Below are 23,187 nucleotides of genomic sequence, written 5' to 3' on the forward strand. Positions count from 1 at the left end.
CGTCTGCAGTGGAGTATTCGCCCGGGAGGGGCGTGGGGCGGGGAAGCCGATCATGTCGATCAACGACAAGCTGAAGCCTATCGACGAGACCTTCACGCTCAAGGACTATACCTATAAGGCCCTGCGCGCGGCGATCTTGGAAATCGACATCTATCAGCCAGATGCGGATCTGCGTCTGGACGAACGCAAGGTCGCGGACCGGCTGGGCGTTTCACGGACGCCGATCCGCGAGGCATTGGCGAGGCTGTCACACGAAGGTCTAGTCGAAAGCGTGCCGCGCCGCGGTGTCTTCGTGCGCCGCAAGACGCGCGAAGAAGTGCTGGACATGGTGATCCTGTGGGCGGCGCTGGAAAGCATGGCCTCTCGCCTTGCCTGCGCCAACGCCACCGACAAAGAGCTGGAATCGCTGCGCACCTACGCGATGAAGCACAGTGTCGAGGCCGACCGCGCTGATCTGCAGGAATATTCGGACGCAAATATCGCGTTCCACCAAAGAATTCTCGATCTGTCGGGCTGCAAGCTTCTGCGCAGCACGGCGGACGAGATGTTCGCGCACATGCAGGCGATCCGTCGCCGTGCCCTGCGCGAGAACGACCGCGCCCGGCGCTCGGTCGTCGATCACATGGGGATCATCGCGGCGCTTGCGGAACGCAACGCCGATCTCGCCGCGGAACGTGTGCTGGAGCACACGATGCGGCTTCACGACCATATCAGCCGCACCTGGTACCGCTGGGAATCCCGGTATCAGGATCAAGAAGACCACGACTGAGTACTCGACCGAGGGGGGATACACATGAGCAGCACGGCAACTGCCGAAAAGATGGAAACGGCCGCGGACGACCAGAGCCAGCGCGACCTGACGGATGGCTTCCATTTGCTGATCGACGCGCTGAAGCTGAACGGGGTCGAGACGATCTACAACGTTCCGGGCATTCCGATCACCGATCTGGGGCGCTATGCACAGGCGCAGGGCCTTCGCGTCCTGTCGTTCCGTCACGAACAGCACGCAGGCTACGCCGCGGCTGCCGCCGGGTTCCTGACCAAGAAGCCGGGCGTCTGCATGACGGTGTCGGCACCGGGCTTCCTGAACGGCCTGACCGCCTTGGCGCATGCGACAACGAACTGCTGGCCCATGATCCTGATCTCGGGCTCGTCCGAACGCGAGATCGTCGACCTGCAGCGCGGCGATTATGAAGAGATGGATCAGCTGGCCATTGCGCGCCCGCATGCCAAGGCGGCTTACCGGATCCTGCACGCCGAAGACATCGGCCTCGGCGTCGCCCGTGCTATCCGTGCTGCGCTGACCGGTCGTCCGGGCGGCGTCTATCTGGACGTGCCCGGCGCCCTGCTGGGTCAGGTGATGGATGCAGCCGAAGGCGCGCAATCGCTGATCAAGGTCGTCGATCCGAACCCAGCCAGCGTCCCGTCGCCCGAAGCGATCGACCGCGCGGTCGAGGTGCTGACGCAGGCGAAAAAGCCGCTGATCATCATCGGCAAGGGCGCAGCCTATGCGCAGGCCGACGACAAGGTCCGTGAGCTGGTGGAAACGCTGGGCTTCCCCTACCTGCCGATGTCGATGGCCAAGGGTCTGCTGCCGGACACCCATCCGCAATGCGCCTCGGCCGCGCGCTCGCTGGTGCTGAAGGAGTCGGACTGCGTGTTCCTGATCGGCGCTCGCCTGAACTGGCTGCTGAGCCATGGCCAGGGACCGGGCTGGGGCGAGAAGGGCGGCAAGAAGTTCGTCCAGATCGACATCGAGCCGACCGAGATGGACAGCAACCAGCAAATCGACGCACCGCTGATCGGTGACATCGGAAGCGTCGCTTCCGCGCTGCTCGAGAAGATGGGCGGCGACTGGAAGCAGCCCGACGAAAGCTGGACCGGCAAGGTTCGCGAGAAGGTTCAGGGCAACATCGAAAAGATGGCGCCGCGGCTGAAGAACAACAATTCGCCGATGGACTACCAAGGCTCGCTTGGCGTCATCAAGGATCTGATCGCCGAGAACCCGGACGTGGTTCTGGTGAACGAAGGTGCGAACGCGCTCGACCAGTGCCGGTCGATCGTCGACATCCACAAGCCGCGCAAGCGTCTGGACGTCGGCACCTGGGGCATCATGGGCGTCGGAATGGGCTCGGCGGTCGCCGCCGCGGTCGAAACCGGCAACCAGGTCCTCGCGGTGGAAGGCGACAGCGCCTTCGGGTTCTGCGGCATGGAGGTCGAGACGATCTGCCGTTACAACCTGCCGGTTTGCATCGTCATCATGAACAACAACGGCATCTATCGCGGTGACGGCGAAAATTGGGGCGGCGGCAGCGATCCGTCGACCACCGTCTTCGTCAAGGGTTCGCGCTACGACATGATGATGGAAGCCTTCGGCGGCGTCGGCGTGACCGTCGATAACCCGGACGCGCTGCGTCAGGCCGTCAAGGAAGCCTTCAAGTCCCGCAAGCCCACGCTGATCAACGCCGTCATCGCAGAAGGCGCCGGCAAGGAAAGCGGCAACATCGGCAATCTCAATCCGTCCTCGGTGGTGGCACAGAAGCGCTACCCTCAGGCCCAGAAAATCAAGTGAACGGAGCGCTCAGATGAAAGCACTCGAAGGCATCAAGGTTCTGGACTTCACGCATGTGCAGTCCGGTCCCACCTGCACCCAGCTACTGGCATGGTTCGGCGCCGACGTGATCAAGGTGGAACGTCCCGGCGTTGGCGATGCGACGCGCAAACAGCTCGTCGACGTGCCGGGCGCGGACAGCCTGTATTTCACCATGCTGAACCACAACAAGCGTTCGATCGAGATCAACTCGAAGGACGCCGCCGGCAAGGAAGTTCTGACCAAGCTGATCGAGACCTGCGACGTGCTGGTCGAGAACTTCGCCCCCGGCGCTTTGGATCGGATGGGCTTCAGCTGGGAAAACATCCAGAAGATCAACCCGCGGATCATCGTCGCTTCGGTCAAGGGCTTCGGCCCCGGCAAGTATCAGGACTGCAAGGTCTATGAAAACGTCGCGCAGTGCGCCGGCGGCTCGGCCTCGACCACCGGTTTCCGCGACGGCATTCCGATGGTGACGGGCGCGCAGATCGGCGACTCGGGCACCGGCCTGCACCTGTGCCTTGGCATCGTTACCGCGCTGTTCCAGCGCGAGCGGTCCGGCAAGGGTCAGAAGGTCCTGGCCGCGATGCAGGACGGTGTTCTGAACCTCTGCCGCGTCAAGCTGCGCGACCAGCAGCGTCTGGAGCGTGGTCCGTTGACCGAATACTCGCAGTACGGCGAAGGCATCGAGTTCGACGACGCCGTGCCGCGCGCGGGCAACGATTCCGGCGGCGGCCAGCCCGGTCGCATCCTGAAGTGTAAGGGCTGGGAAGACGATCCCAACGCCTACACCTACTTCATCACGCAGGCCGCGGTCTGGGAGAAGGTGTGCGACGTCATCGGCAAGCCCGAGTGGAAGACCGACCCCGACTACGCGACGCCCAAGGCCCGCCTGCCCCACCTGAACGAGATCTTCGGCGCGATCGAGGACTGGACGATGACCAAGACCAAGTTCGAGGTCATGGACATCTGCAACCCGCTGGACATCCCGGTCGGTCCGATCCTGTCCATGAAGGAGATTGCCGAGGACGAAGGCCTGCGCAAAACCGGCACCATCGTCGAGGTCGATCATCCCGAGCGCGGCAAGTACCTGACCGTTGGTTGCCCGATCAAGCTGTCGGACAGCGATGTCGAGGTCACGCGCTCGCCGCTGCTGGGTGAGCACACGCTGGAAATCCTGAGCGAAGTCCTGGGCTACGGTCAGGACGAGATCGACCGCATCGTCGGCTCGGGCGCTGTGGGCGAAGCCAAGGCTGTCGCGGCCGAATAGGCCGCGTCACCACCATCACGATCTGGGCTGAACGCCCCGACAAGGACCCGCGACTGCGACAGGGAGGATATCATGCGCATTGTCGTTCACGGACAACAGGCCTTCGGGAAGGCCGTACTGGAAAAGCTGCTTGAGCGGGGCGAGAACGTCGTCGCCGTCTGCTGCGCGCCGACCAAGGAAGGAAAGCCCGAGGACCCGCTGGCGGAACTCGCCCGCGAAAAAGGCCTGCCGCTGCACCAGCCCGCAAGCTGGAAGACGCCCGAGGCGCTGGAGCTGATGAAAAGCTTCGACGCGGATGTCTGCATGATGGCTTACGTTCTGCTGTTCGTGCCGGAAGAGGTGCGCGACGCACCACGCTACGGCACGTTCCAGTATCACCCGTCGCTCTGCCCAGAACATCGCGGGCCGTCGTCCATCAACTGGCCGATCGCGATGGGCAAGACCCGCACGGGCCTGACCATCTTCTGGCCCGACGACGGGTTGGACGAGGGTCCGATCATGCTGCAGAAGACCTGCGAGATCGGACCGGACGAAACCATCGGCGACGTCTATTTCAACAAGCTGTTCCCGATGGGCGTCGATGCGATGATCGAGGGTCTGGAACTGGTCAAGGCCGGCGTCATCCTGAAACACGATCAGCGTCTTGACGACGGATCCTACGAAAGCTGGTTCAAGAAGGCCAACGCCGTCGTCGATTGGTCGCAGCCCGTCGATCAGGTCTACAACATCATCCGCGCGGGCAACCCCGCCCCCGGCGCCTCGACCACCTTCAAGGGCGAGGAACTGGGCATCTTCGACAGCGAGAAGATCGACGGCGCCAACGATGGCCAGCCGGGCGAGATTGTCGCGATCGATGACAATGGCGTCGTGGTCCAGGCGAATGGCGGCCAGATACGGATGAAAAGGGTTCGTCCCGCCGGAGACAAGAAAAAGGTCCCGGCCGCGGAATGGGCTCAGGCGACCGGCCTCTCGACCGGCGTCACACTCGGCAACTGATAAATACCACAGGGACAAGGAACAAAATCATGTCCGATATCGAAATCGCCCGTAAGGCCAACAAGAAGCCGATCCAGGAGATCGGCGACAAGCTTGGCATCCCTTCCGAACACCTCCTGCCCTTCGGCCACGACAAGGCGAAGATCAGCGAAGAGTTCATCAAGTCGCTTGAAAGCAAGCCCAACGGCCATCTGGTCCTGGTCACCGCGATCAACCCGACCCCCGCCGGCGAAGGCAAGACCACCACGACGGTCGGCCTGGGCGACGGCCTGAACGCGATCGGCAAGAAGACCGCGATCTGTATCCGTGAAGCGTCCCTCGGGCCGAACTTCGGGATGAAGGGCGGCGCCGCGGGCGGCGGTCAGAGCCAGGTCGTTCCGATGGAGGACATGAACCTCCACTTCACCGGCGACTTCCACGCGATCACCAGCGCACACAACCTGCTGGCCGCAATGCTCGACAACCACATTTACTGGGGCAACGAGCTGGAGATCGACATCCGTCGTATCGCCTATCGCCGCGTCATGGACATGAACGATCGTGCGCTGCGCCAGATCGTCTGCAACCTCGGCGGCGTCGCGAACGGCTTCCCGCGTGAAGCCGGCTTCGACATCACAGTGGCATCGGAAGTCATGGCGATCCTGTGCCTCGCCAAGGACCTGCGCGACCTTGAAAAGCGGCTCGGCGACATCATCGTTGGCTATCGTCGTGACAAGTCCGCCGTCTATGCCCGTGACATCAAGGCCGACGGCGCAATGGCGGTGCTGCTGCAGCAGGCGATGCAGCCGAACCTGGTCCAGACGCTGGAAAACAACCCGGCCTTCGTCCATGGCGGCCCGTTCGCCAACATCGCTCACGGCTGCAACTCGGTCGTGGCGACCACGACCGCACTAAAACTGGCCGACTACGTCGTGACCGAGGCAGGCTTCGGGGCCGATCTGGGCGCCGAGAAGTTCTTCGACATCAAGTGCCGCAAGGCCGGCCTCAAGCCGGAAGCCGTGGTCCTGGTCGCCACCGTCCGCGCGATGAAGATGAACGGCGGCGTCAAGAAGGACGACCTCGGCACCGAGAACGTCGATGCCGTTCGCAACGGCTGCGCAAACCTTGGCCAGCACCTCGAGAACCTGAAGAAGTTCGGTGTTCCGGCGGTCGTCGGGATCAACCACTTCGTGTCCGACACGGACGCCGAAGTGCAGGCGATCAAGGATTTCGTCGCCGAGCAAGGCGCCGAAGCGGTGCTCTGCAAGCACTGGGCGAAAGGATCGGAAGGGATCAAGGACCTGGCCAATAAGGTCGTGGAACTGGTCGAAGGCGGCAAGGCCGACTTCAAACCGCTGTACCCCGACGACATGCCGCTGCTGAAGAAGGTCGAGACGATCGCGAAAGAGATCTATCGCGCCGACGACATTGTCGCCGACAGCTCGATCCGCAACCAGCTGAAGCAGTGGGAAGAGGACGGCTACGGCAATCTGCCGGTCTGCATGGCCAAGACGCAGTACTCCTTCACGACGGACCCGACCCGTCGCGGCGCGCCGCGCGGTCACAGCCTGCCGATCCGTGAAGTGCGGCTTTCGGCTGGCGCGGGCTTTATCGTGGTGATCTGCGGCGAGATCATGACCATGCCGGGCCTGCCCCGCAAACCCTCGGCGGAAAACATCCGCATCAATGAGGAAGGTCTGATCGACGGTCTGTTCTGATCGTCAGACGACCCTGATCGTCCAATGCAAAGGGCGGCGAAGCATGGCTTCGCCGCCCTTTTTCAATACGGTTTCGGCGGATGAAGCGCTGACTGAGTCGCATGCCATGGTGTGCAGATAACATTCCGCGCTGCAGCATTAGATTTTAAGCAATAGTTGAGACAAACCACCCCGTCGAAACGAAAAAATCTTTCGGGACGGTCCGGCTTTTATAACGAAATAGTGTATTTGGTATGGTGGATACCAGAAGTTTATGCCATAGTCGGACCAGGTAGATCGGCGAGGAGGAGTCGCCGGCCCACCGGATAAAAGACGCAAACATGGGAGGAGATTCCGTGAGTTGTGGAATGCAAGCCGGGCAGGTCGCCGCGATGTGCGGCCCGATGCTGCGGGCTCATCGGGCGGATGCCGCCCAACACCCGTCGCGGTGACGTCCCTTTGAGGATGTTCGGCGCCATGAGCGATCGCCCCGCCCGCCATCAGCGGCCGGCCAGGACGCGCTCTGCGATCGAAGCGCGATACTCACGGTCCATCTTCAGGGAGAAACGCAGTTGATCCGAAAGATTCTGGTTCCGGTCCGCGGCGACGGCAAGGGCGACAACGCCCTGGCACATGCCGCAGCCATCGCGCATCGCCACAACGCGCACATCCAGGTTGTCCATTGCCGTCCGCGGCCGCAGGACCTGATGCCTTACGGCGTCGCCATCCCCGAATTTCTGCGCAAACAGATCGTCGATCATTCCTATCAGGTCGCCGATCAGGAAGAGCAAGGCATGCGGGGCGAGCTGGAAGTGCTGGCGCGCAACCTTGATCTGGATCTGAACGGCCATGGAAGCGGCGACAGGGCCAGCGTGTCCTTTGCCGAGGAAGCCGGGCGTCAGGTGGACGTCATCAAGCGCCTTGGCCGGCTTGCCGACCTGATCGTCGTCCCGAAGCCCGATCGTGATCGCAACCTTGGGCACAACACGCTGAAGACGGCGCTGTTTCACGCCAGTCGCCCGGTGATGATGGCGCCGATGGCCAACCCGGCACCCAAGGTCCTGGGTGCGAAGGTGACGCTGGCTTGGAACGGCAGCGCCGAGGCCGCGCGTGCGCTGTCGCAGTGCAAAAGCATCCTGCGCGGCGCCGAGAAGATCTGGGTGCTGACCAACGGCTCCGACAGCGGGCCGGGAACGACGGCGGCTGATCTTCAGGCCTATTTGAAACTGCATGAGCTGACGGCAGAGATCCACGAGTGGTCGGCCTCTCAGCGCATCGGTCGCGCCCTTCTGGATGCGACCCGCGAACTGGGCGCCGATCTGATGATCATGGGCGCCTATGGCGAAAGCCACGAACGGGAAACCGTGTTTGGAGGAAACACGCAGACCATCGTGGATACCGCCGAGATCCCCGTCATGCTGAATCACTAGACCGACAGCGTTGGAATAGGAGACACTCGGGACGAGGATGGAGAGGCCGCCTGGAGAACGGCCGGAGCATGACGGGACAATCCCGTCAAAAGAACTGAACCCAAGGGAGGATTGAATGACCAAGGTAATGTCTAACTTCGCGAAGCTCGCCGGCGCGGCGGCCATCGGGGTGATGGGTCTTTTCGGGACCGCATCGGCCCAGGACTGGCAGCCGACCAAGCCCGTCGACTTCGTCATCATGGCGGGTGCCGGCGGCGGCGCCGACCAGATCGCCCGCTTCCTGCAGTCGGTGTCGGAAAAGCTCGACCTGACGAACCGGCCGCTGGTGCCGAACAACAAGGGCGGCGGCTCGGGCGCGGAAGCCCTGATTGCGCTGAACGGCGCGTCTGATCCGGATCATTCGATCCTCGTGACGCTGAACTCGTTCTTCACCACGCCGCTGCGCCAGCAGAACCTGAACATCGACATCAACACCTTCACGCCGGTCGCGATGATGGGCGTCGATCCGTTCGTGCTGTGGGTTCACAAGGACAGCGGCATCACCACGTTCGAGCAGTGGGTCGAGGCGGTGAAGGCAGCCGACGGCGAATATGTCATGGGCGGCACGGGCACCGGGCAGGAAGACAGCCTGGTCATCGGCTACCTGGCGAATGAGCTGGGCCTGAAGATCAAGTACATCCCCTATGCGGGCGGTGGCGAAGTGGCCAAGGAACTGGCCGGCAAGCAGGTCATGGCGACGGTGAACAACCCCGCCGAAGCACGCGGCTTCTACCAGTCGGGCGACGTGATCCCGCTGGTCGCGTTTGCGGCCGAGCGTCTGGAAACCTTCCCCGACGTACCAACGATGACCGAACTGGGTCACGATTTCGCCTACAACAACCAGCGCGCCGTGGTGGGCGCGCCGGGCATGTCCGAAGAGGCTGCCGCCTATTATCAGAACCTGTTCAAGACGATCTACGACAGCGAGGAATGGCAGAGCTACATGACCTCGGAAAGCCTCGCACCGATGTGGCTGAGCCCCGAGGAGCAGAAAGCCTACTGGGCCGAGCAGATCGAGCGCCACAAGCAGCTTCTGTCTGAAATCGAGGGCTGAAGCCCCGCCACCACCAACCCGGAAGGGAGGCCAAGATGCGTCTTGGAGAAATCGTCACGGCGGGCGTGCTGGCCCTCCTCTCCATCTACATGATGTGGAAAAGCACCGAGCTTGATATCGGCTACATCCGTGGAAGTGGTCCGGGGGGTGGTGCCTGGCCGTTCTGGCTGTCGGCGATCATGCTGCTCTGCTGCATCATGATCGCGATCAACTGGGCAAGGCGGACTTCTCCGCCTTCCCAATCCACCGAACCGGTTCTGGATGCCGAAGGCCGCAAGATGCTGATCCAGGTCGGCGGCGGGCTTCTGGTGTTCATCGGGCTCGTCGGCTTCATCTCGATGTACGGCGCGATGATGCTGTTCCTGTTCTACTACCTTTGGTTCCTGGGGCGACACAAACTGTGGCTGTCGCTGCTGATCGCCATCGGTGTGCCCATCCTGTTCTTCTTCTTCTTCGAAGGATTGATGCGGATCACGCTGCCCAAGGGCATGAGCTTCACCGACCCGTTCTTCAACGTGCTCTACGAGATCATCTACTGAGCCGCACCTGGTCAGTCCGCGTCAGGGTCCCTGCCCCGACCGGACAGAAAGTGGAAAAGATACGATGGAAATTCTTCAGCTACTGGGGCACGGCCTGGTACTGGCGTTGCAGCCGATCAACATCGCGCTGATCATCGCCGGGGTTACGGTCGGCCTGTTCATCGGCGCGATGCCGGGGCTGGGGTCGGTGAACGGGGTCGCGATCCTGCTGCCGATCACCTTCCTGGTGCCGCCCGACTCGGCCATCATCTTCCTTGCCGCGATCTATTACGGGGCGATGTATGGGGGCGCGATCTCTTCGATCACGCTGGGTATCCCGGGTGCCTCGACCGCGGTCGCGACAACCTTCGACGGACGACCATTGGCGCTGAAGGGACGGGCCAGTCTTGCGCTCGTCTCTGCCGCCATCGCGTCCTTCGTCGGCGGCACGGTGTCGATCATCCTCTTCACCGCCTTCGCGCCGCCGCTCGCGCATGTCGCGCTGAATTTCGGCCCGCCCGAAATCTTCGCGCTGATGCTGCTGGCCTTCGCCACGTTCGTCGGCCTCGGCGGCGACGACATCCCGAAAACGATCCTGTCGATCTGCCTCGGCCTCGTCTTCGCCGCCGTCGGCTTCGACCAGATCTCGGGCGCACCACGTCTGGTGTTCTTCGACATCTCGGGCTTCCTGCACGGCATCAACTTCCTCGTGCTCGCGATCGGCGTCTATGGCATCGGCGAGATGCTGTGGACCATCGACACGACGCGCGGGAAGATCACCACGACCGAAGCGAAGATCAGCGTTGCGGGCGTCGTCGCCGACACCAAGGAATATGCCCGTGAAGGCTGGCGGGGCACCACGATCGGGTCGTTCCTCGGCTTCTTCGTCGGCATGCTGCCGGCGGCAGGTGCCACGCCCGGCTCGCTGATGTCCTACGGCGTCGCGAAGATGCTGGGCAAGGATCCCAGCAGCTACGGCAAGGGCAACCCCGACGGCGTCGCCGCCCCCGAATCGGCCAACAACTCGGCCTCGACGGGCGCGATGCTGCCGATGCTGACGCTGGGCATCCCCGGCTCTCCCACCACCGCCATCCTTCTTGGCGGGATGGTGATCTGGGGCCTGACACCCGGCCCGCGCCTGTTCGCGGATCAGCCGGAATTCGTCTGGGGTCTGATCGGCTCGTTCTATGTCTCGAACTTCTTCGCGCTGATCATCAACCTGTCGTTCATTCCGCTCTTCATCTGGATGCTGCGGATGCCGTTCACCATCCTCGCACCGCTGATCTTCGTTCTGTCGATCGTGGGCGGTTACGCGGCGACGAACGATATGCACGATGTCTGGCTGATGCTGATCTTCGGGCTTGGCGCGTTCTTCCTGCGCAAGTTCGACTATCCGCTGGCGCCCGCGGTTCTGGCCATCGTGCTGGGTCCGATCGCCGAGCCGACGTTGCGCCAGTCGCTGCTTCTGTCGTCGGGTGATCCGATGATCTTCTTCAGCCGCCCGATCGCGGCCGTGACGATGGTGTGCGCGATCATCCTGATCCTGCTGCCGCTGTTCAAGATGATCTACGATCGCAGCCGCGGCAAAAGTGCCAAGACCGGCAACGTCTGAGGTCACGTCGATAACGTGCTAACCTAGCCATGACGGCGGGGCGGGTCCTTCGACCCGCCCTTCCAATTTCAGGGGGCCTGACCGTGACCAAGAAAGCTGATCAGCACGATGCCTGGTCGCCGGGAATCAGCTCGACCATCCCCGCGCATCTGCGTCCCCAGATCACGCTTTACCGACCCGAAAACTCATCCGTTTCCTATACCGAGGCGAAGGACGCTGCAGATTTCTGCGGCACCAACGCGCGCGAGATGGTGGCGTTCACCTTCGACCGGCTGGTGACGCACGAGACGCTGATCCGCGTCACCGCCGATCTGCATGTGCCCGACGGCGACGCCTATGAAGATCTGGGCCTGAACCTGCGTCAGATGGCCGCCAACATCGCCGATAAGCACGTTGCCCCGCATCGTGGCCGCCTGAAGGCAGAGTTCGATGCGCTGTGCGATCAGATCCGCCACACCATCGAGGCACGGCTGGACCAGAATGTCTTCGCACCCGCCCGGCCTGCAACAGCGACGCCACCGAAGGAAACCGGCGGGCTGTTTGGCCGGCTTTTTGGTCGCAAGACCAGCACCGCCCCTGCCCCGCAACCTGCACCGGATGCGGGCCAACCGCGCGACCAATCGGCACTGTCAGGCTGGCAGACCGAACTGCGCGACCTAGACGAGGGGTTGGAACGTGCCTGTCTGGAAGCGCTGTGTTTCGTCGCAGGCGGCATCATCAAGCGCCGCGGCAGGTTGCCCGCCGACCGCGACCTGATCGCGCGTCTGGCCACACATCGCGCCTGCAACCGCCACGGCAGTCGGGCCGTGGGCGAGATGATCCAGCCGCTGATCCGCGAAGCTGCCGAAGCCGGCGAATTTACTCTGTTGCCGCCGCAGGACAGGCCGGTGATCCTGAACGTCAAGGGCGCCTCTGCCTCGGGGAAAAGCACGCTGCGCAACCTGCAGCGTGAACTGGCCGAGCGGCTTGGCATTCCGTGGCAGGAATTTGCGCTGGTCAGCCCCGATTACTGGCGCAAGCACTTGCTCGATTACCGTTCACTGGGCGAGGATCACAAATACGCCGCCGTCCTGACCGGGGAAGAGCTGGAGATCATCGACCGCAAGCTGGACGAATACTTCGTTCGCAAGCAGCAACGTGGCGATGTGCCGCATCTGCTGATCGACCGCTTCCGTTTCGACAGCTTCGTGTCCACCGCGCAGGGCGAAGACGTGGGCAACCTGCTCAGCCGCTTCGGCGATCGGGTCTATATCTTCGTGATGATCACCCCGCCGGCCGAGACGGTCGAACGCGCCTGGAAGCGCGGGCTGACGACCGGTCGTTTCAAGGCGGTGGACGACCTTCTCTACCACAACATCGAGGCTTACACGGGTATTCCAAACCTGTTCTTCACCTGGATCAACAAGACCCAGCAGAAGGTGCATTTCGAGTTCCTGGACAACGGCGTCGCGCTTGGCGAACGGCCACGCACGCTTGCCTTCGGCTGGAACGGCCGGCTTGTGGTGCTGGACGCCGAGGGGCTGCGCAATCTGGACCGCTACCGGCACGTAAATGTCGATGCGACGCGTCCCGAAGACGTGCTGCAATCACCGCCTGAGAAAGCCGGCGATTTCCTGCGCGAATGTCTCGACAAGGTGGCAGAGGTCTCTTTTCTCGATGCCGAAGGAAAGGCGGTTGCGGCAGAGGTCAGGGATGGACGCTGCACCTACGCGACCGAGGGGGCGGCAGAACGGTTGAACCTGGGGCTGACCTGCCCGGAGGGTGGGGAACCTCCGCCTTTCGATGCCAAGGATGAACGCTTTCATACTCTGGGTGCCTGGCCTGGCGATCCCTGACACTTATCGAAAACCGCAACTGTCTGGCCCAACTTTTCAATCGCCCGCGCGAAAAGATTATGCGACAGTCTGCGCGCAAGGGGAATCGACACGATGGCGCAGGTTCTGATGCGCCCCTGGGGGGCCATGCATGTACGATTCGATGGGCCCGAGGATGGACCGTCGCTGGTCTTTGCCAATTCCCTCGGCACGGACTTTCGCATCTGGGACGCTGTGGTGCAGCAGCTTCCCGAATGGCGGATCGGACGCTTCGACAAGCCCGGCCACGGGTTGTCCGACCGCGCGCCGATCACGAGCATAGACAGCATGGCCGACGATGCCGCCGCGCTGATCGAGGTGATGGGCGGGCGCGCAGCCTTTGTGGGATTGTCCATCGGTGGGCTGATCGGCCTGTCGCTTGCCTCGCGCCATGCTGAATGCGTCTCATCACTGGTCCTGTCGAACACCGCCGCCAAGATCGGCACGACGGACAGCTGGCAAACACGGATCGACACCGTCGAGCAGGACGGACTGCCGTCCATTGCCGACGGCGTGTTGGAAAAGTGGTTTTCCCCCGCTTTCCAGGCCAGCGACGATATCGCCCCGTGGCGTAACATGCTGACCCGCACCGATCCGCAAGGCTACGCTGACGCCTGCCGCGCGATTGCCGACGCAGACCTGCGCAACGCGGCGCCGGGACTGGACCTGCCGGTCATGGCCATCGCAGGCAGTCTCGACGGCTCGACGCCGCCCGATCTAGTCCGTGAAACGGCCGCAATGATCCCCGGCTCCCGTTTCGAGATGATCGAGGGCGTGGGGCACATCCCCTGCGTCGAAACGCCCGACCAATACGCGACCCTGCTGCGCAATTTTCTGGAGACGACACGATGACCGACCGCCACGCCACCGGCATGAAGGTGCGCCGCGAAGTGCTGGGTGACGCCCATGTCGATCGCGCCGAAGCGGCCAAGACCGACCTCGACACCGCGTTCCAGTCATTGATCACGGAAGGCGCGTGGGGCACGGTCTGGGCCAGCGACGCGATCAGCCGGCGCGAGCATTCGATGCTGACGCTCGCCTTGCTGGCCGCGACCGGCAATTTCGAGGAAATTCCGATGCATATCCGCGCCACCGCCCGCACGGGGGCCAGCAAGCAGGATGTGCTGGAAGCGTTCCAGCATGTCGCAATCTATGCGGGCGTACCGCGCGCGAACCACGCCCTGAAACTGGCGCGCGAAACCTATGCCGAAATGGAGGCTGCACGATGAACGACGGTGAATTCTACCAGCGCGACCGTCGCCTGCATCCGCCGGCGCTGACTCCGGATTACAAGACCTCTGTGGCGCGCAGTCCGCGTTTCGCGGCGATCTCGCTGCAGCAATCGGCAAGCGAGATGACCGGCCCGACCTTCGGCCACGGCGATCTGGGCCCGCTGGACAACGACCTGCTGATGAACTTCGCGAAGGATGGCGAGGCGCCGGTGGGTGAGCGGATCATCGTCCACGGCCGCGTGCTGGATGAAAATGCGCGTCCCGTGCCGAACACGCTGGTAGAGATCTGGCAGGCCAACGCCTCCGGGCGTTACCGGCACAAGAAAGACACCTACCTTGGCTCGCTCGACCCCAATTTCGGCGGTTGCGGGCGCACCATCACGGATGCCGAAGGACGCTATCACTTCCGCACGGTGAAGCCAGGCGCCTATCCTTGGCGCAACTGGGTCAACAATTGGCGTCCCGCGCATATCCACGTGTCGGTTTTCGGTCACGCCTTCTGCCAACGGCTGATCACCCAGCTTTATTTCGAGGGCGACCCGCTGATCCCGAAATGTCCGATCGTGGCCACCATTCCGGACCCGGATGCGATCGAGCAACTGACCGCGACGCTGGACCTGAACGCGACGATCCCGCTGGACAGCATCGCCTACAAGTTCGACATCGTGCTGAGGGGACGGCGGTCGACCTATTTCGAAAACCGGCCCGAGGGGAACTGAGCATGCCGCAAAAGCTGCATTATCTGCGTGAATCCGCCTCTCAGACCGCGGGCCCATACGTCCATATCGGGCTTGCGCCGGGGGCTGCGGGTTTTGACATCTTCGAACAGGAGCTGGGCCGCGACATCGCCGGCCCGAATGCCGAGGGTGAGCGCATCCGGGTCGAGGGACTGGTCATCGACGGCACCGGCCACCCGGTCAAGGATGTGTTGCTGGAAGTCTGGCAGGCCAACGCGGCGGGGACCTATCCTGACACGGAAGGAAAGGGCGTCGAGGACGGCTTTCGGGGCTGGGGCCGGGTCATCACCGATTTCGCGACCGGCGAATGGAGTTTCGACACGGTGAAACCCGGTGCGGTCATGGGACGTCATGGCCGGATGATGGCGCCGCACCTGAATTTCTGGATCGTCGCGCGCGGGATCAATATCGGGCTGAGCACGCGGATGTATTTCGGCGACGAAGATCAGGCCAATGCCGAGGACCCGGTCCTCAACCTGATCGAATGGGAAGGCCGCCGCACCACGATCATCGCCCCGCGTCAGGACCGCGAAGGCACGCCCGTCTACCGGTTCGAGATCCGCCTTCAGGGCGAGAACGAAACCGTCTTCTTCGATATCTGAGGCCGACCATGTCCAACCCCTGCATCATCTGCGTCGCGATCACCGGCAGCTTGCCGACCAAGGAAAACAACCCAGCGGTCCCGATCACCGTCGCCGAGCAGATCGAGTCGACCCAGGAAGCGATGGAAGCCGGCGCCAGTATCGCCCATTGCCACGTCCGCGACGAGGACGGGAAGCCGACCAGCGATCCCGACCGCTTCGCCGCACTGAAGGAGGGGCTGGAAAAGCATTGCCCCGGCCTAATCGTGCAGCTTTCGACCGGGGGACGATCCGGCGCGGGGCAGGCACGCGGCGGGATGCTGTCGCTGTCGCCCGACATGGCGAGCCTGTCGGTCGGTTCGAACAACTTCCCCACGCGAGTCTATGAAAACCCGCCGGATCTGGTCGATTGGCTGGCCTCGGAAATGGTCAAGCATGACGTGAAACCCGAGATCGAAGCTTTTGATCTGTCGCACATCTTCCAGGCCGCCAAGATGCACGCGGACGGCCGGATCAAGGCCACACCCTACGTTCAGTTCGTGATGGGCGTGAAGAACGCGATGCCGGTCGACCGCGAGGTCTTCGACTTCTATATCCACACCGTCCATCGGCTCTTCGGTAACGATACGCCTTGGTGCGCGGCGGGGATCGGCGCCAACCAGATCGTCGTCAACGAATGGGCCGTGTCATCCGGCGGCCACGCACGCACCGGGCTGGAAGACAATGTACGGCTGGATCGTGACACGCTCGCGCCCTCGAACGCCGCCTTGGTCAAGCGCGTCGTCGAACTGTGCGAGACCTACGAGCGGCCCGTCGCGACCCCGACCGAGGCACGCCGGATCCTCGGTCTACGGGCGGCATGAATCTCGCCGACGCCATCCTCGGCGATCCCGAGACGCTGGCGCTGATCGACGGCGATGCGCAGATCAGGGCGATGCTGCAGGTCGAGGTGGCGCTCGCAACAGCGCAGGCACGTTTGGGGATGATACCGGACGACGCGGCTCGCGCGATCGCCGCCGCTGCGCAGGGTCTGATCCCCGACCCTGATGAGATGCGGAAAGGTACCGCCTCAGCGGGGATCGCCGCGCAGCCGGTGGTGAATGCGCTGAAGTCCGCCTGCCCCGATCATGCCGGTCACGTGCATTTCGGCGCAACCTCGCAGGATATCGTCGACAGCGCGCTGGTCCTGGCGCTGCGCGAGGCGCTGACCCTTCTGGCCGCGCGGCTGCAAGCCGTGACCGACACATTGGATAGGCGAGCCGACGATTTTGCCGACCAGGCGATCCCCGCACGTACTCGGTTTCAGAACGCGATGCCCACGACGCTTGGCGCCAAGATCGCCGTCTGGCGCGCGCCACTGGTTCGCGACAGTGAGCGTCTGGAAGAACTGCGCCCACGGCTGCTGGTCCTGTCCCTGCACGGCGCCGCGGGGACCTCGGCCGCGTTTGGCGAGAATGGTCCGGCGCTTCGCAAGGCTCTCGCTGACAATCTGGGCCTGACAGCGCCCGATCTGCCGTGGCATGCCACGCGTGACACGATGGTCGAACTCGGGAATTGGCTGGCGCTGGTGACGGGCAGCCTTGGGAAGATGGGGGCCGACCTGATCCTGATGGGTCAGTCGGGCATCGGTGAGGTCATGGCCGGCGCGGGCGGCGCCTCGTCCACCATGCCGCAAAAGGCCAATCCCGTCGCCGCCGAAGCGCTGGTCAGCATCGCACGCCTGAACGCAGGCGCCATCGGCACGCTGCATCAGGCGATGATCCACGCGCAGGAACGCGATGGTTCGGCGCTGGCGATCGAGTGGGCTGTCTTGCCCGACATGCTGGTCCGCACCGGCGCGGCCCTGCGGCTTGCGCAGGATCTGGTCGAAACACTGCGCCCGAACGCAGACTTGATCGAGGCGAGCTTCGCGACCGATCGCGGCATGATGATGGCCGAGGCAGCAGGATTCGCGCTGGCCCGGGAGATGCCGCGCAAGGACGCATTGGCACTGGTCGCGCGGGCGTTGCGGGCTGTCGCCGAGGGTGCGGCTGCGACGCTTCCCGATGCGCTGGACGATATCGCCCCGAGGGACGGCGGCTGGAGCGCCTTTCTGACCCCTGACCACACCTGGGGCGAAGCGGCAGCCATGGCGCGGTCTGGCGCCGACAAAGGCAACGCCCCCACGACGTAGCCCCGTGGAAACCTGCAAGCAAACTGCGATAATGCGCCCGACGCATCACCGAACAGGCAAGTCATGCTGGATCGTCGGATCAAGTTTCGCCACATTCAGGCCTTTGTCGAGATCGTGCGCCAGCGAAGTCTGAAGGGCGCCGCAGAAAAGTTATTGCTGACCCAGCCCGCCATCTCACGCACGCTGGCCGAACTGGAAGAGATCGCCGGCGTCCCTCTGATGGCGCGCGGGCGCGGCGGCGTGTCGCTGACCCCGCCCGGCGAAGTGCTGCTGAGTTATGCGCGGATGAGCCTCGCAGCGCTGGAACAGGGTTTCCGGGGGCTCGACCGCGCGGGGCTCGGGGCGCCGCGACAGTTGCGCATCGGCGCCCTGCCCAGCGTCGCGGCACGGTTGATGCCCGAGGTTGCCGCCCGTCTGTCTGCCATGGACGCGGACCTGCAACTGACCATCGCCGACGGCGCCCACGACCAGCTGATCGAGGCGCTGAAGGCCGCCAGCCTGGACGTGGTGATCGGCCGCCTTGGCCCGCCTGAGACAATGAAGGGCCTATCGTTCACCCAGCTTTATCTGGAAGAGGTCGCGATGGTGGTGCGTCCCGGCCATCCCCTGCTGGCCACGCCCGATCTGCGCCTCATCGTCGACTGGCCGGTGATCTACCCGCCGCCGCAGGCCGCGATCCGCCCGATGGTGGAACGCCTGCTGATCGCCGAGGGCGTGGCAGAACCCGGCCGTCGGATCGAAACCGTCTCAGGCGCCTTCGCACGTGTCCATGTCCTGCGTTCGGATGCGGTGTGGATCATCTCGGCAGGCGTCGTTGCGGGCGATGTGGCAGAGGGTCGGCTGGCGCGCTGGCCCGTGCCGACGACCGGAACCGAGGGCCCTGTCGGGCTGATGGCGCGAACGGACGATGCGCCGCGACGCGAGCGGCAGTTGCTGGACCTGGCCATCGCCGGCGCGCTGGAGACGCTTGCCTTGGGCTGAGCGGCTTGCGCGCGCCTCACCGATCGGTGATGGATGGGGCGAAAGGATGCCCATGCTTGACGCTGCCCTGACCGCGCTGGTCCCGGTCATCCTGCTGATCGGCTTCGGCCATGCGCTCGGCCGCAGCGGTCGCCTGACTGCCGATTTCTGGCGTCAGGCGGAATGGTTGAGCTATTTCATCCTGCTGCCCGCGCTGTTTATGAACGGGCTTGCCACCGCCGATCTGTCGGGCGTCCCGATCGGGCGGCTCTTTCTGGTCCTGATCGCATCGCTGCTTGTCACTTCGGCGATCTTGATCGCCTGCCGGGGCCGGATGCCGGTGGACGGTCCGGCCTTCACCTCGGTCTTCCAAGGTGGGGTGCGGTTCAACAATTATGTCGGCGTCATGGTGGCGACCGGGCTCTACGGTGCCGAGGGCACGGCGTTGGCCGCCGTCGCCAATGCAGCCATCGTGCCGACGGTAAACATCCTCAGCGTGCTGGTCTTTTCGCGCTACGGCGAGACCCGGTTAAGCATGAGAAAGGTCGTCGCCAGTCTTGCGACGAACCCGCTGATCCTGTCCTGCCTTCTGGGTCTGGCGATGCAACGGGCCGGCATTCCGATGCCCGAGCCAGTGTCCGGTGCGCTGGACGCGCTTGGCCGGTCCGCGCTGGCGATCGGGCTGTTATGCGTCGGCGCGGCGCTGCGTCCGGACGAAGTCGGCCAGCACCGCCTGCCCATCGCCGCAAGCCTGATCTTCAAGTTCGCCTGCCTGCCCCTGGTGACGTTGGCGATCATCCTGCTAGCGGGCCTGTCAGGGCGCGAGGCGGTGATCGCGCTGATGTTCCACGCGCTGCCCACGGCGTCGTCCTCATATATTCTTGCACGCCAGTTGGGTGGAAATTCCGCGCTGATGGCCAATATCATAGCTGTCCAGACCATGCTGGGCGCCATCACCATTCCCGCCGCCGTGCTGATCGCCAGCACCGCGGTGCCGTAAGAAGGAGTTCGCCATGATCCCGATTTCGCTGCTGGAGCTTGTCCGCGTCCGTGAGGGCGGCACCCCGCGCGAGGCACTGGACGGTGCCCGTGATCTGGCGAAGGTCGCAGAGGATGCGGGCTACAACCGGGTCTGGGTGGCCGAACATCACAACATTCCCGCCATCGCCAGCGCCGCGACGCCGGTCGTGATCGGTCATATCGCCGCCGGAACCAGTACGATCCGCGTCGGTGCGGGCGGGATCATGCTGCCCAACCATGCGCCGCTGATCGTTGCCGAACAATTCGGCACGCTCGCCCGGCTGTTCCCCGACCGCATCGATCTGGGGCTTGGCCGCGCGCCGGGCACCGATCAGCTGACGGTGCGCGCGCTGCGCCGGGATCCGCAATCCGCCGAAGAGTTTCCGCGCGACGTGATCGAATTGCAAAGCTACTTCGCCCCCCTTCAACCAGGCGCGAAGATTCAGGCTGTCCCGGCCGCCGGAACAGAGGTGCCGCTGTGGATCCTCGGCTCCAGCATGTTCGGGGCCTATCTGGCCGCCGAGTTGGGACTGCCCTACGCCTTTGCCTCGCATTTCGCACCGGACCTGCTGATGCCGGCGATGGAAGCCTATCGCAGTCGCTTCAAACCGTCCGCGACGCTGGCAAAGCCTTATGCGATGGTCGCAGCGAATGTGATCGGCGCGGACAGCGACGACGAGGCGCGGCACCTGTTCACCACAGCCCAGATGTCCTTCACCAACATGGTGCGCGGGACGCGGATGATGAGCCAGCCGCCCATCGACGACATCGACAGCTATTGGACCGAGGCCGAGAAGGCGCATGTCGAGCGGATGCTGGCCTGTTCGATCGTCGGCGGGCCGGACTCGCTGGCGCGGGGACTGCGGGTCCTCGTCGACCAGACAGGCGCGGACGAAGTGATCGTCGCCTCCGACATCTACGATCCGGCCAAGCGCGCCCATTCGGTGCGGCTGGCGGGCGCCGCCGCGCGCGACGCTGCGCAGCTTGCCGCCTGAACGCTAGCGCCGCAGGGCCGCGACCAGCGCCGTGATCTCGGCCTCGGTCGTCGCCCAGCTGGTGACCAGCCGGATCGTCATGCGGGTGTCGCTGTCACCCGGCATCGGCCAGTCTGCTGCCCGCAGCCCCCCCTTGCGAAGGGCCTCGATCCTGCGCTGCGGAAGGCGGACGAAAATCTCGTTCGCCTCGACCGGGTTGAGGATTTCGGCAAAGGAAATCTGGGTCAGTTCATGCGACAGCGTCCGCGCCTTGGCGTTGGCGTGACCTGCCAGCCGCAGCCACAATTCGTCATCGAGCCAGGCCAGCATCTGCGCGGCCAGAAAGCGGTGCTTCGACCACAGATGGCCGGCCCGCATCCGCCGAAAGGAAAAATGCCTGGCGCGGTCCGGATCGAACAGGATCACCGCCTCCAGCGCCATACATCCGTCCTTCGTGCCGCCAAGGCTCAGCGCATCGACCCCCGACCGCCAGGTCAGTTCCGCGGGCGAGGCGCCGGTAGAGGCGACCGCATTGGCAAAGCGCGCCCCGTCCATATGCACCGCCATGTCCTGTGCATGCGCGATCGCGGTCAGCGGCGCGATCCGTTCAGGCGCATAGACCGTGCCCATCTCTGTCGCGTTCGACAGCGACAGGACGGCGTTCAGCCCGTCATGTTCATCATCCTGCGGATAAGTGGCCAGCGCATCGTTCAGCGCGGCCGGCGTGACGCGCCCGTCCGCGCCGTCGATCAGCGCCATCTGCGCGCCACCGGCCATGAAGCCCGGCGCGCCGGATTCGCTCGTTTCAATATGGGCGCCGCGATGACAGAAGATCCGGCCGAAGGGCGGGCAAAGCTGTGCCAGCGCAAGCGCGTTGCTGGCCGTGCCGACGCCCACGAAGAAGATCTCGGCCCTCGGCGCCTCGAAGACCGCGCGCACGCGCTCGACCGCTTCTTCGGTCAACGGATCGCGGCCGTAACCGCTTGCGTGGCCCTGATTGGCGGCGGCCAGGGCGTCCATGATCGCGGGATGCACGCCCGAGGCGTTGTCGGAGCCGAAATTCATGCCAGATCCTCGATGATGTGATCTTCCCACTCGTCTTCGCCCAGATCCGTCTCGGGGATCGTGCGGCCGCGCATGCTGACGCCGGCGCGATGAACGGATTCCGGATCGCCGGAAATCAGGTGATGCCACGGATAAAGCGGCTTGCCCTCGAACCGCAGCCGATAGGCGCAGGTCCGCGGCAGCCAATAAGCGATCTCGGGGAGCTGCGCGGGGCTCAGGACCACGCATTCCGGCACGAAATCGTGGCGGTTCGGGTAAGAGGTGCATCGGCACGTGCGCCCATCCAGCAGGCGGCAGGCGACGCGGGTGAAAGCCACCTCACCGCTTTCCTCATCCTCCAGCTTGTTGAGGCAACACTTGCCGCAGCCGTCGCACAATGCCTCCCATTCGGCGGGGTCGAGCTGTTCCAGCGGCAATTCCCAGAAGCGCGCGCGCATCGGGTCAGCGCGCCGACAGAACGGCCCGCGCCTCGGCCGCGTCCTTCGCAATCTGGTCGGTCAGCGCGTCGAGCGAGTTGAACGCCTTTTCGTCGCGCAGAAACTTGACCAGCGCGACCGACAGGTGCTGTCCGTAAAGATCGCCCGAGAAATCGAACAGATGCGCTTCAAGATTGGGGGTGTTCTTGCCGAACATCGGGCGCACGCCAAGGCTCGCGACGCCGCGATAAGCGCCCTTGTCAGGACCGGTCAGGATATCGACCAATACCGCATAGACGCCAAGCCGAGGCAGATGCAGTCCGTCAACCGACAGGTTCGCCGTGCGCCAGCCCAGTTCGCGGCCACGCTTTTCGCCGTGCAGCACCTCGCCCTCGAACCGGTGCCAGTGGCCCAGCATCCGCTCGGCGTCGTCCATTCGACCCTCGCGCAGGGCGGTACGGATCGCGGTCGAGCTGAAGTCGCGGCCGTCGGCATCGGACACGAGCGGCGCAACCGTAACCCCGAACCCCATCTTTTGTCCCAGCGTTTCAAGCATCGCGGCATCGCCGGCGCGATCCTTGCCGAACTGGAAATCCTGCCCGACCGTCACGTGGGCCACCCCGAGTCCATCGACCAGCACTTCGCGGGCAAAAGCTTCAGGGCTCAGCCCCGCCAGCACCGCGCCGAACGGAAGTTGATAGAGATGAGCGACCCCGAGACGAGCCAGCCGGTTTGCCCGCGCTTCGGCATTCATCAGCCTGAAGGTCGGCGCGTCGGTCCGTCCGGCACGCTCGGCAAAGAACTGGCGTGGATGGGGCTCGAATGTCATCACACCCAGTGGCGCGTCAGGCACGGCCGCGCGGGCAGCATCGATCACCGCGCGATGACCCAGATGAACGCCGTCGAAGTTGCCCATCGCGACGGTCGCGCCCCGCGCCGATGCCGGAAGCCCGGTCCAGTCGTCATGGATCTGCAATTGCGCGCCTCAAAT

The 23,187-nt window shown here is 64.1% G+C and carries 22 protein-coding genes; 19 read left to right on the top strand and 3 right to left on the bottom strand.

What is annotated here, in order from left to right:
- The first annotated feature begins 52 nt into the window (after positions 1 to 52).
- The 19 genes from MLD63_RS14500 (at position 53) to MLD63_RS14590 (ending at position 20,736) form a co-directional block, all read left to right on the top strand.
- Positions 53 to 769, top strand: a complete 717-nt coding sequence (locus MLD63_RS14500; protein WP_255330624.1) for a GntR family transcriptional regulator — start codon at positions 53 to 55, stop codon at positions 767 to 769.
- 24 nt (positions 770 to 793) lie between these two features.
- A complete protein-coding gene (gene oxc, locus MLD63_RS14505) occupies positions 794 to 2,572 on the top strand; it encodes an oxalyl-CoA decarboxylase (protein ID WP_255330625.1) in 1,779 nt (592 codons plus the stop codon).
- A 13-nt stretch (positions 2,573 to 2,585) separates the two neighbouring features.
- Positions 2,586 to 3,860, top strand: coding sequence for a formyl-CoA transferase (gene frc / locus MLD63_RS14510; RefSeq protein ID WP_255330626.1), 1,275 nt, complete (start codon positions 2,586 to 2,588; stop codon positions 3,858 to 3,860).
- A 72-nt stretch (positions 3,861 to 3,932) separates the two neighbouring features.
- Positions 3,933 to 4,856, top strand: a complete 924-nt coding sequence (locus tag MLD63_RS14515; protein WP_255330627.1) for a methionyl-tRNA formyltransferase — start codon at positions 3,933 to 3,935, stop codon at positions 4,854 to 4,856.
- Positions 4,857 to 4,885: 29 nt separating this feature from the next.
- Positions 4,886 to 6,553 (top strand): formate--tetrahydrofolate ligase, encoded by a 1,668-nt coding sequence (locus tag MLD63_RS14520; protein WP_255330628.1) that lies wholly within the window; start codon positions 4,886 to 4,888, stop codon positions 6,551 to 6,553.
- Between the two features lie 551 nt (positions 6,554 to 7,104).
- Entirely contained in the window at positions 7,105 to 7,962 is an 858-nt protein-coding gene (locus MLD63_RS14525; RefSeq protein ID WP_255330629.1) for a universal stress protein, read from the top strand.
- Between the two features lie 127 nt (positions 7,963 to 8,089).
- Complete coding sequence (locus MLD63_RS14530) at positions 8,090 to 9,055, top strand: Bug family tripartite tricarboxylate transporter substrate binding protein (protein WP_255330630.1); 966 nt, start codon at positions 8,090 to 8,092, stop codon at positions 9,053 to 9,055.
- Positions 9,056 to 9,090: 35 nt separating this feature from the next.
- Positions 9,091 to 9,594, top strand: coding sequence for a tripartite tricarboxylate transporter TctB family protein (locus MLD63_RS14535; RefSeq protein ID WP_255330631.1), 504 nt, complete (start codon positions 9,091 to 9,093; stop codon positions 9,592 to 9,594).
- 64 nt (positions 9,595 to 9,658) lie between these two features.
- Positions 9,659 to 11,185: a tripartite tricarboxylate transporter permease gene (locus MLD63_RS14540; protein ID WP_255330632.1), complete on the top strand. Its 1,527-nt coding sequence runs from the start codon at positions 9,659 to 9,661 to the stop codon at positions 11,183 to 11,185.
- A gap of 83 nt (positions 11,186 to 11,268) precedes the next feature.
- Positions 11,269 to 13,020 carry a DEAD/DEAH box helicase family protein gene (locus MLD63_RS14545; RefSeq protein WP_255330633.1) on the top strand — a complete coding sequence of 584 codons (1,752 nt, stop codon included), beginning with the start codon at positions 11,269 to 11,271 and terminating at the stop codon, positions 13,018 to 13,020.
- 126 nt (positions 13,021 to 13,146) lie between these two features.
- Positions 13,147 to 13,890, top strand: a complete 744-nt coding sequence (pcaD, locus tag MLD63_RS14550; RefSeq protein ID WP_255330634.1) for a 3-oxoadipate enol-lactonase — start codon at positions 13,147 to 13,149, stop codon at positions 13,888 to 13,890.
- On the top strand, positions 13,887 to 14,267 hold the full coding sequence (pcaC, locus tag MLD63_RS14555; RefSeq protein WP_255330635.1) for a 4-carboxymuconolactone decarboxylase: 381 nt from the start codon (positions 13,887 to 13,889) through the stop codon (positions 14,265 to 14,267). The genes pcaD and pcaC overlap by 4 nt, the downstream gene beginning before the upstream one ends.
- Complete coding sequence (pcaH, locus tag MLD63_RS14560; protein ID WP_255330636.1) at positions 14,264 to 14,989, top strand: protocatechuate 3,4-dioxygenase subunit beta; 726 nt, start codon at positions 14,264 to 14,266, stop codon at positions 14,987 to 14,989. The genes pcaC and pcaH overlap by 4 nt, the downstream gene beginning before the upstream one ends.
- Before the next feature lie 2 nt (positions 14,990 to 14,991).
- The gene (pcaG, locus tag MLD63_RS14565) at positions 14,992 to 15,609 is read left to right on the top strand and encodes a protocatechuate 3,4-dioxygenase subunit alpha (protein ID WP_255330637.1); all 618 of its coding nucleotides are present in this window, start codon (positions 14,992 to 14,994) and stop codon (positions 15,607 to 15,609) included.
- A gap of 8 nt (positions 15,610 to 15,617) precedes the next feature.
- Complete coding sequence (locus MLD63_RS14570; RefSeq protein ID WP_255330638.1) at positions 15,618 to 16,451, top strand: 3-oxoadipate:acetyl-CoA acetyltransferase; 834 nt, start codon at positions 15,618 to 15,620, stop codon at positions 16,449 to 16,451.
- Positions 16,448 to 17,761 carry a lyase family protein gene (locus tag MLD63_RS14575; protein WP_255330639.1) on the top strand — a complete coding sequence of 438 codons (1,314 nt, stop codon included), beginning with the start codon at positions 16,448 to 16,450 and terminating at the stop codon, positions 17,759 to 17,761. Before MLD63_RS14570 ends, MLD63_RS14575 begins: the two co-directional genes overlap by 4 nt.
- Before the next feature lie 63 nt (positions 17,762 to 17,824).
- Complete coding sequence (pcaQ, locus tag MLD63_RS14580) at positions 17,825 to 18,742, top strand: pca operon transcription factor PcaQ (protein ID WP_255330640.1); 918 nt, start codon at positions 17,825 to 17,827, stop codon at positions 18,740 to 18,742.
- Positions 18,743 to 18,794: 52 nt separating this feature from the next.
- Positions 18,795 to 19,721 carry an AEC family transporter gene (locus MLD63_RS14585; RefSeq protein ID WP_255330641.1) on the top strand — a complete coding sequence of 309 codons (927 nt, stop codon included), beginning with the start codon at positions 18,795 to 18,797 and terminating at the stop codon, positions 19,719 to 19,721.
- A 13-nt stretch (positions 19,722 to 19,734) separates the two neighbouring features.
- On the top strand, positions 19,735 to 20,736 hold the full coding sequence (locus tag MLD63_RS14590) for an LLM class flavin-dependent oxidoreductase (RefSeq protein ID WP_255330642.1): 1,002 nt from the start codon (positions 19,735 to 19,737) through the stop codon (positions 20,734 to 20,736).
- 3 nt (positions 20,737 to 20,739) lie between these two features.
- Here the strand turns inward: MLD63_RS14590 and MLD63_RS14595 are convergent, their stop codons facing one another.
- From MLD63_RS14595 to MLD63_RS14605, 3 genes are read right to left on the bottom strand one after another with little or no spacing between them, the layout of a single operon-like run.
- On the bottom strand, positions 20,740 to 21,780 hold the full coding sequence (locus MLD63_RS14595) for a threonine aldolase family protein (protein WP_255330643.1): 1,041 nt from the start codon (positions 21,778 to 21,780) through the stop codon (positions 20,740 to 20,742).
- On the bottom strand, positions 21,777 to 22,217 hold the full coding sequence (locus MLD63_RS14600; RefSeq protein WP_255330644.1) for a YcgN family cysteine cluster protein: 441 nt from the start codon (positions 22,215 to 22,217) through the stop codon (positions 21,777 to 21,779). The genes MLD63_RS14595 and MLD63_RS14600 overlap by 4 nt, the downstream gene beginning before the upstream one ends.
- 4 nt (positions 22,218 to 22,221) lie before the next feature.
- Entirely contained in the window at positions 22,222 to 23,172 is a 951-nt protein-coding gene (locus tag MLD63_RS14605) for a bifunctional riboflavin kinase/FAD synthetase (protein ID WP_255330645.1), read from the bottom strand.
- Between the last annotated feature and the right edge of the window lie 15 nt (positions 23,173 to 23,187).

The organism is Paracoccus albicereus, assembly GCF_024359525.1.
Classification (GTDB): Bacteria; Pseudomonadota; Alphaproteobacteria; order Rhodobacterales; family Rhodobacteraceae; genus Paracoccus; species Paracoccus albicereus.

What these genes read in the sequence shown, in the direction of transcription:
- pcaG (WP_255330637.1), top strand. Translation starts at nt 14,992, where the DNA reads ATGCCGCAAAAGCTGCATTATCTGCGTGAATCCGCCTCTCAGACCGCG.
- MLD63_RS14590 (WP_255330642.1), top strand. Translation starts at nt 19,735, where the DNA reads ATGATCCCGATTTCGCTGCTGGAGCTTGTCCGCGTCCGTGAGGGCGGC.
- MLD63_RS14540 (WP_255330632.1), top strand. Translation starts at nt 9,659, where the DNA reads ATGGAAATTCTTCAGCTACTGGGGCACGGCCTGGTACTGGCGTTGCAG.
- pcaC (WP_255330635.1), top strand. Translation starts at nt 13,887, where the DNA reads ATGACCGACCGCCACGCCACCGGCATGAAGGTGCGCCGCGAAGTGCTG.
- pcaQ (WP_255330640.1), top strand. Translation starts at nt 17,825, where the DNA reads ATGCTGGATCGTCGGATCAAGTTTCGCCACATTCAGGCCTTTGTCGAG.
- MLD63_RS14530 (WP_255330630.1), top strand. Translation starts at nt 8,090, where the DNA reads ATGTCTAACTTCGCGAAGCTCGCCGGCGCGGCGGCCATCGGGGTGATG.
- frc (WP_255330626.1), top strand. Translation starts at nt 2,586, where the DNA reads ATGAAAGCACTCGAAGGCATCAAGGTTCTGGACTTCACGCATGTGCAG.
- MLD63_RS14575 (WP_255330639.1), top strand. Translation starts at nt 16,448, where the DNA reads ATGAATCTCGCCGACGCCATCCTCGGCGATCCCGAGACGCTGGCGCTG.
- oxc (WP_255330625.1), top strand. Translation starts at nt 794, where the DNA reads ATGAGCAGCACGGCAACTGCCGAAAAGATGGAAACGGCCGCGGACGAC.
- MLD63_RS14535 (WP_255330631.1), top strand. Translation starts at nt 9,091, where the DNA reads ATGCGTCTTGGAGAAATCGTCACGGCGGGCGTGCTGGCCCTCCTCTCC.
- pcaD (WP_255330634.1), top strand. Translation starts at nt 13,147, where the DNA reads ATGCATGTACGATTCGATGGGCCCGAGGATGGACCGTCGCTGGTCTTT.
- MLD63_RS14595 (WP_255330643.1), bottom strand. Translation starts at nt 21,780, where the DNA reads ATGAATTTCGGCTCCGACAACGCCTCGGGCGTGCATCCCGCGATCATG.
- pcaH (WP_255330636.1), top strand. Translation starts at nt 14,264, where the DNA reads ATGAACGACGGTGAATTCTACCAGCGCGACCGTCGCCTGCATCCGCCG.
- MLD63_RS14520 (WP_255330628.1), top strand. Translation starts at nt 4,886, where the DNA reads ATGTCCGATATCGAAATCGCCCGTAAGGCCAACAAGAAGCCGATCCAG.
- MLD63_RS14600 (WP_255330644.1), bottom strand. Translation starts at nt 22,217, where the DNA reads ATGCGCGCGCGCTTCTGGGAATTGCCGCTGGAACAGCTCGACCCCGCC.
- MLD63_RS14570 (WP_255330638.1), top strand. Translation starts at nt 15,618, where the DNA reads ATGTCCAACCCCTGCATCATCTGCGTCGCGATCACCGGCAGCTTGCCG.
- MLD63_RS14585 (WP_255330641.1), top strand. Translation starts at nt 18,795, where the DNA reads ATGCTTGACGCTGCCCTGACCGCGCTGGTCCCGGTCATCCTGCTGATC.
- MLD63_RS14500 (WP_255330624.1), top strand. Translation starts at nt 53, where the DNA reads ATGTCGATCAACGACAAGCTGAAGCCTATCGACGAGACCTTCACGCTC.
- MLD63_RS14515 (WP_255330627.1), top strand. Translation starts at nt 3,933, where the DNA reads ATGCGCATTGTCGTTCACGGACAACAGGCCTTCGGGAAGGCCGTACTG.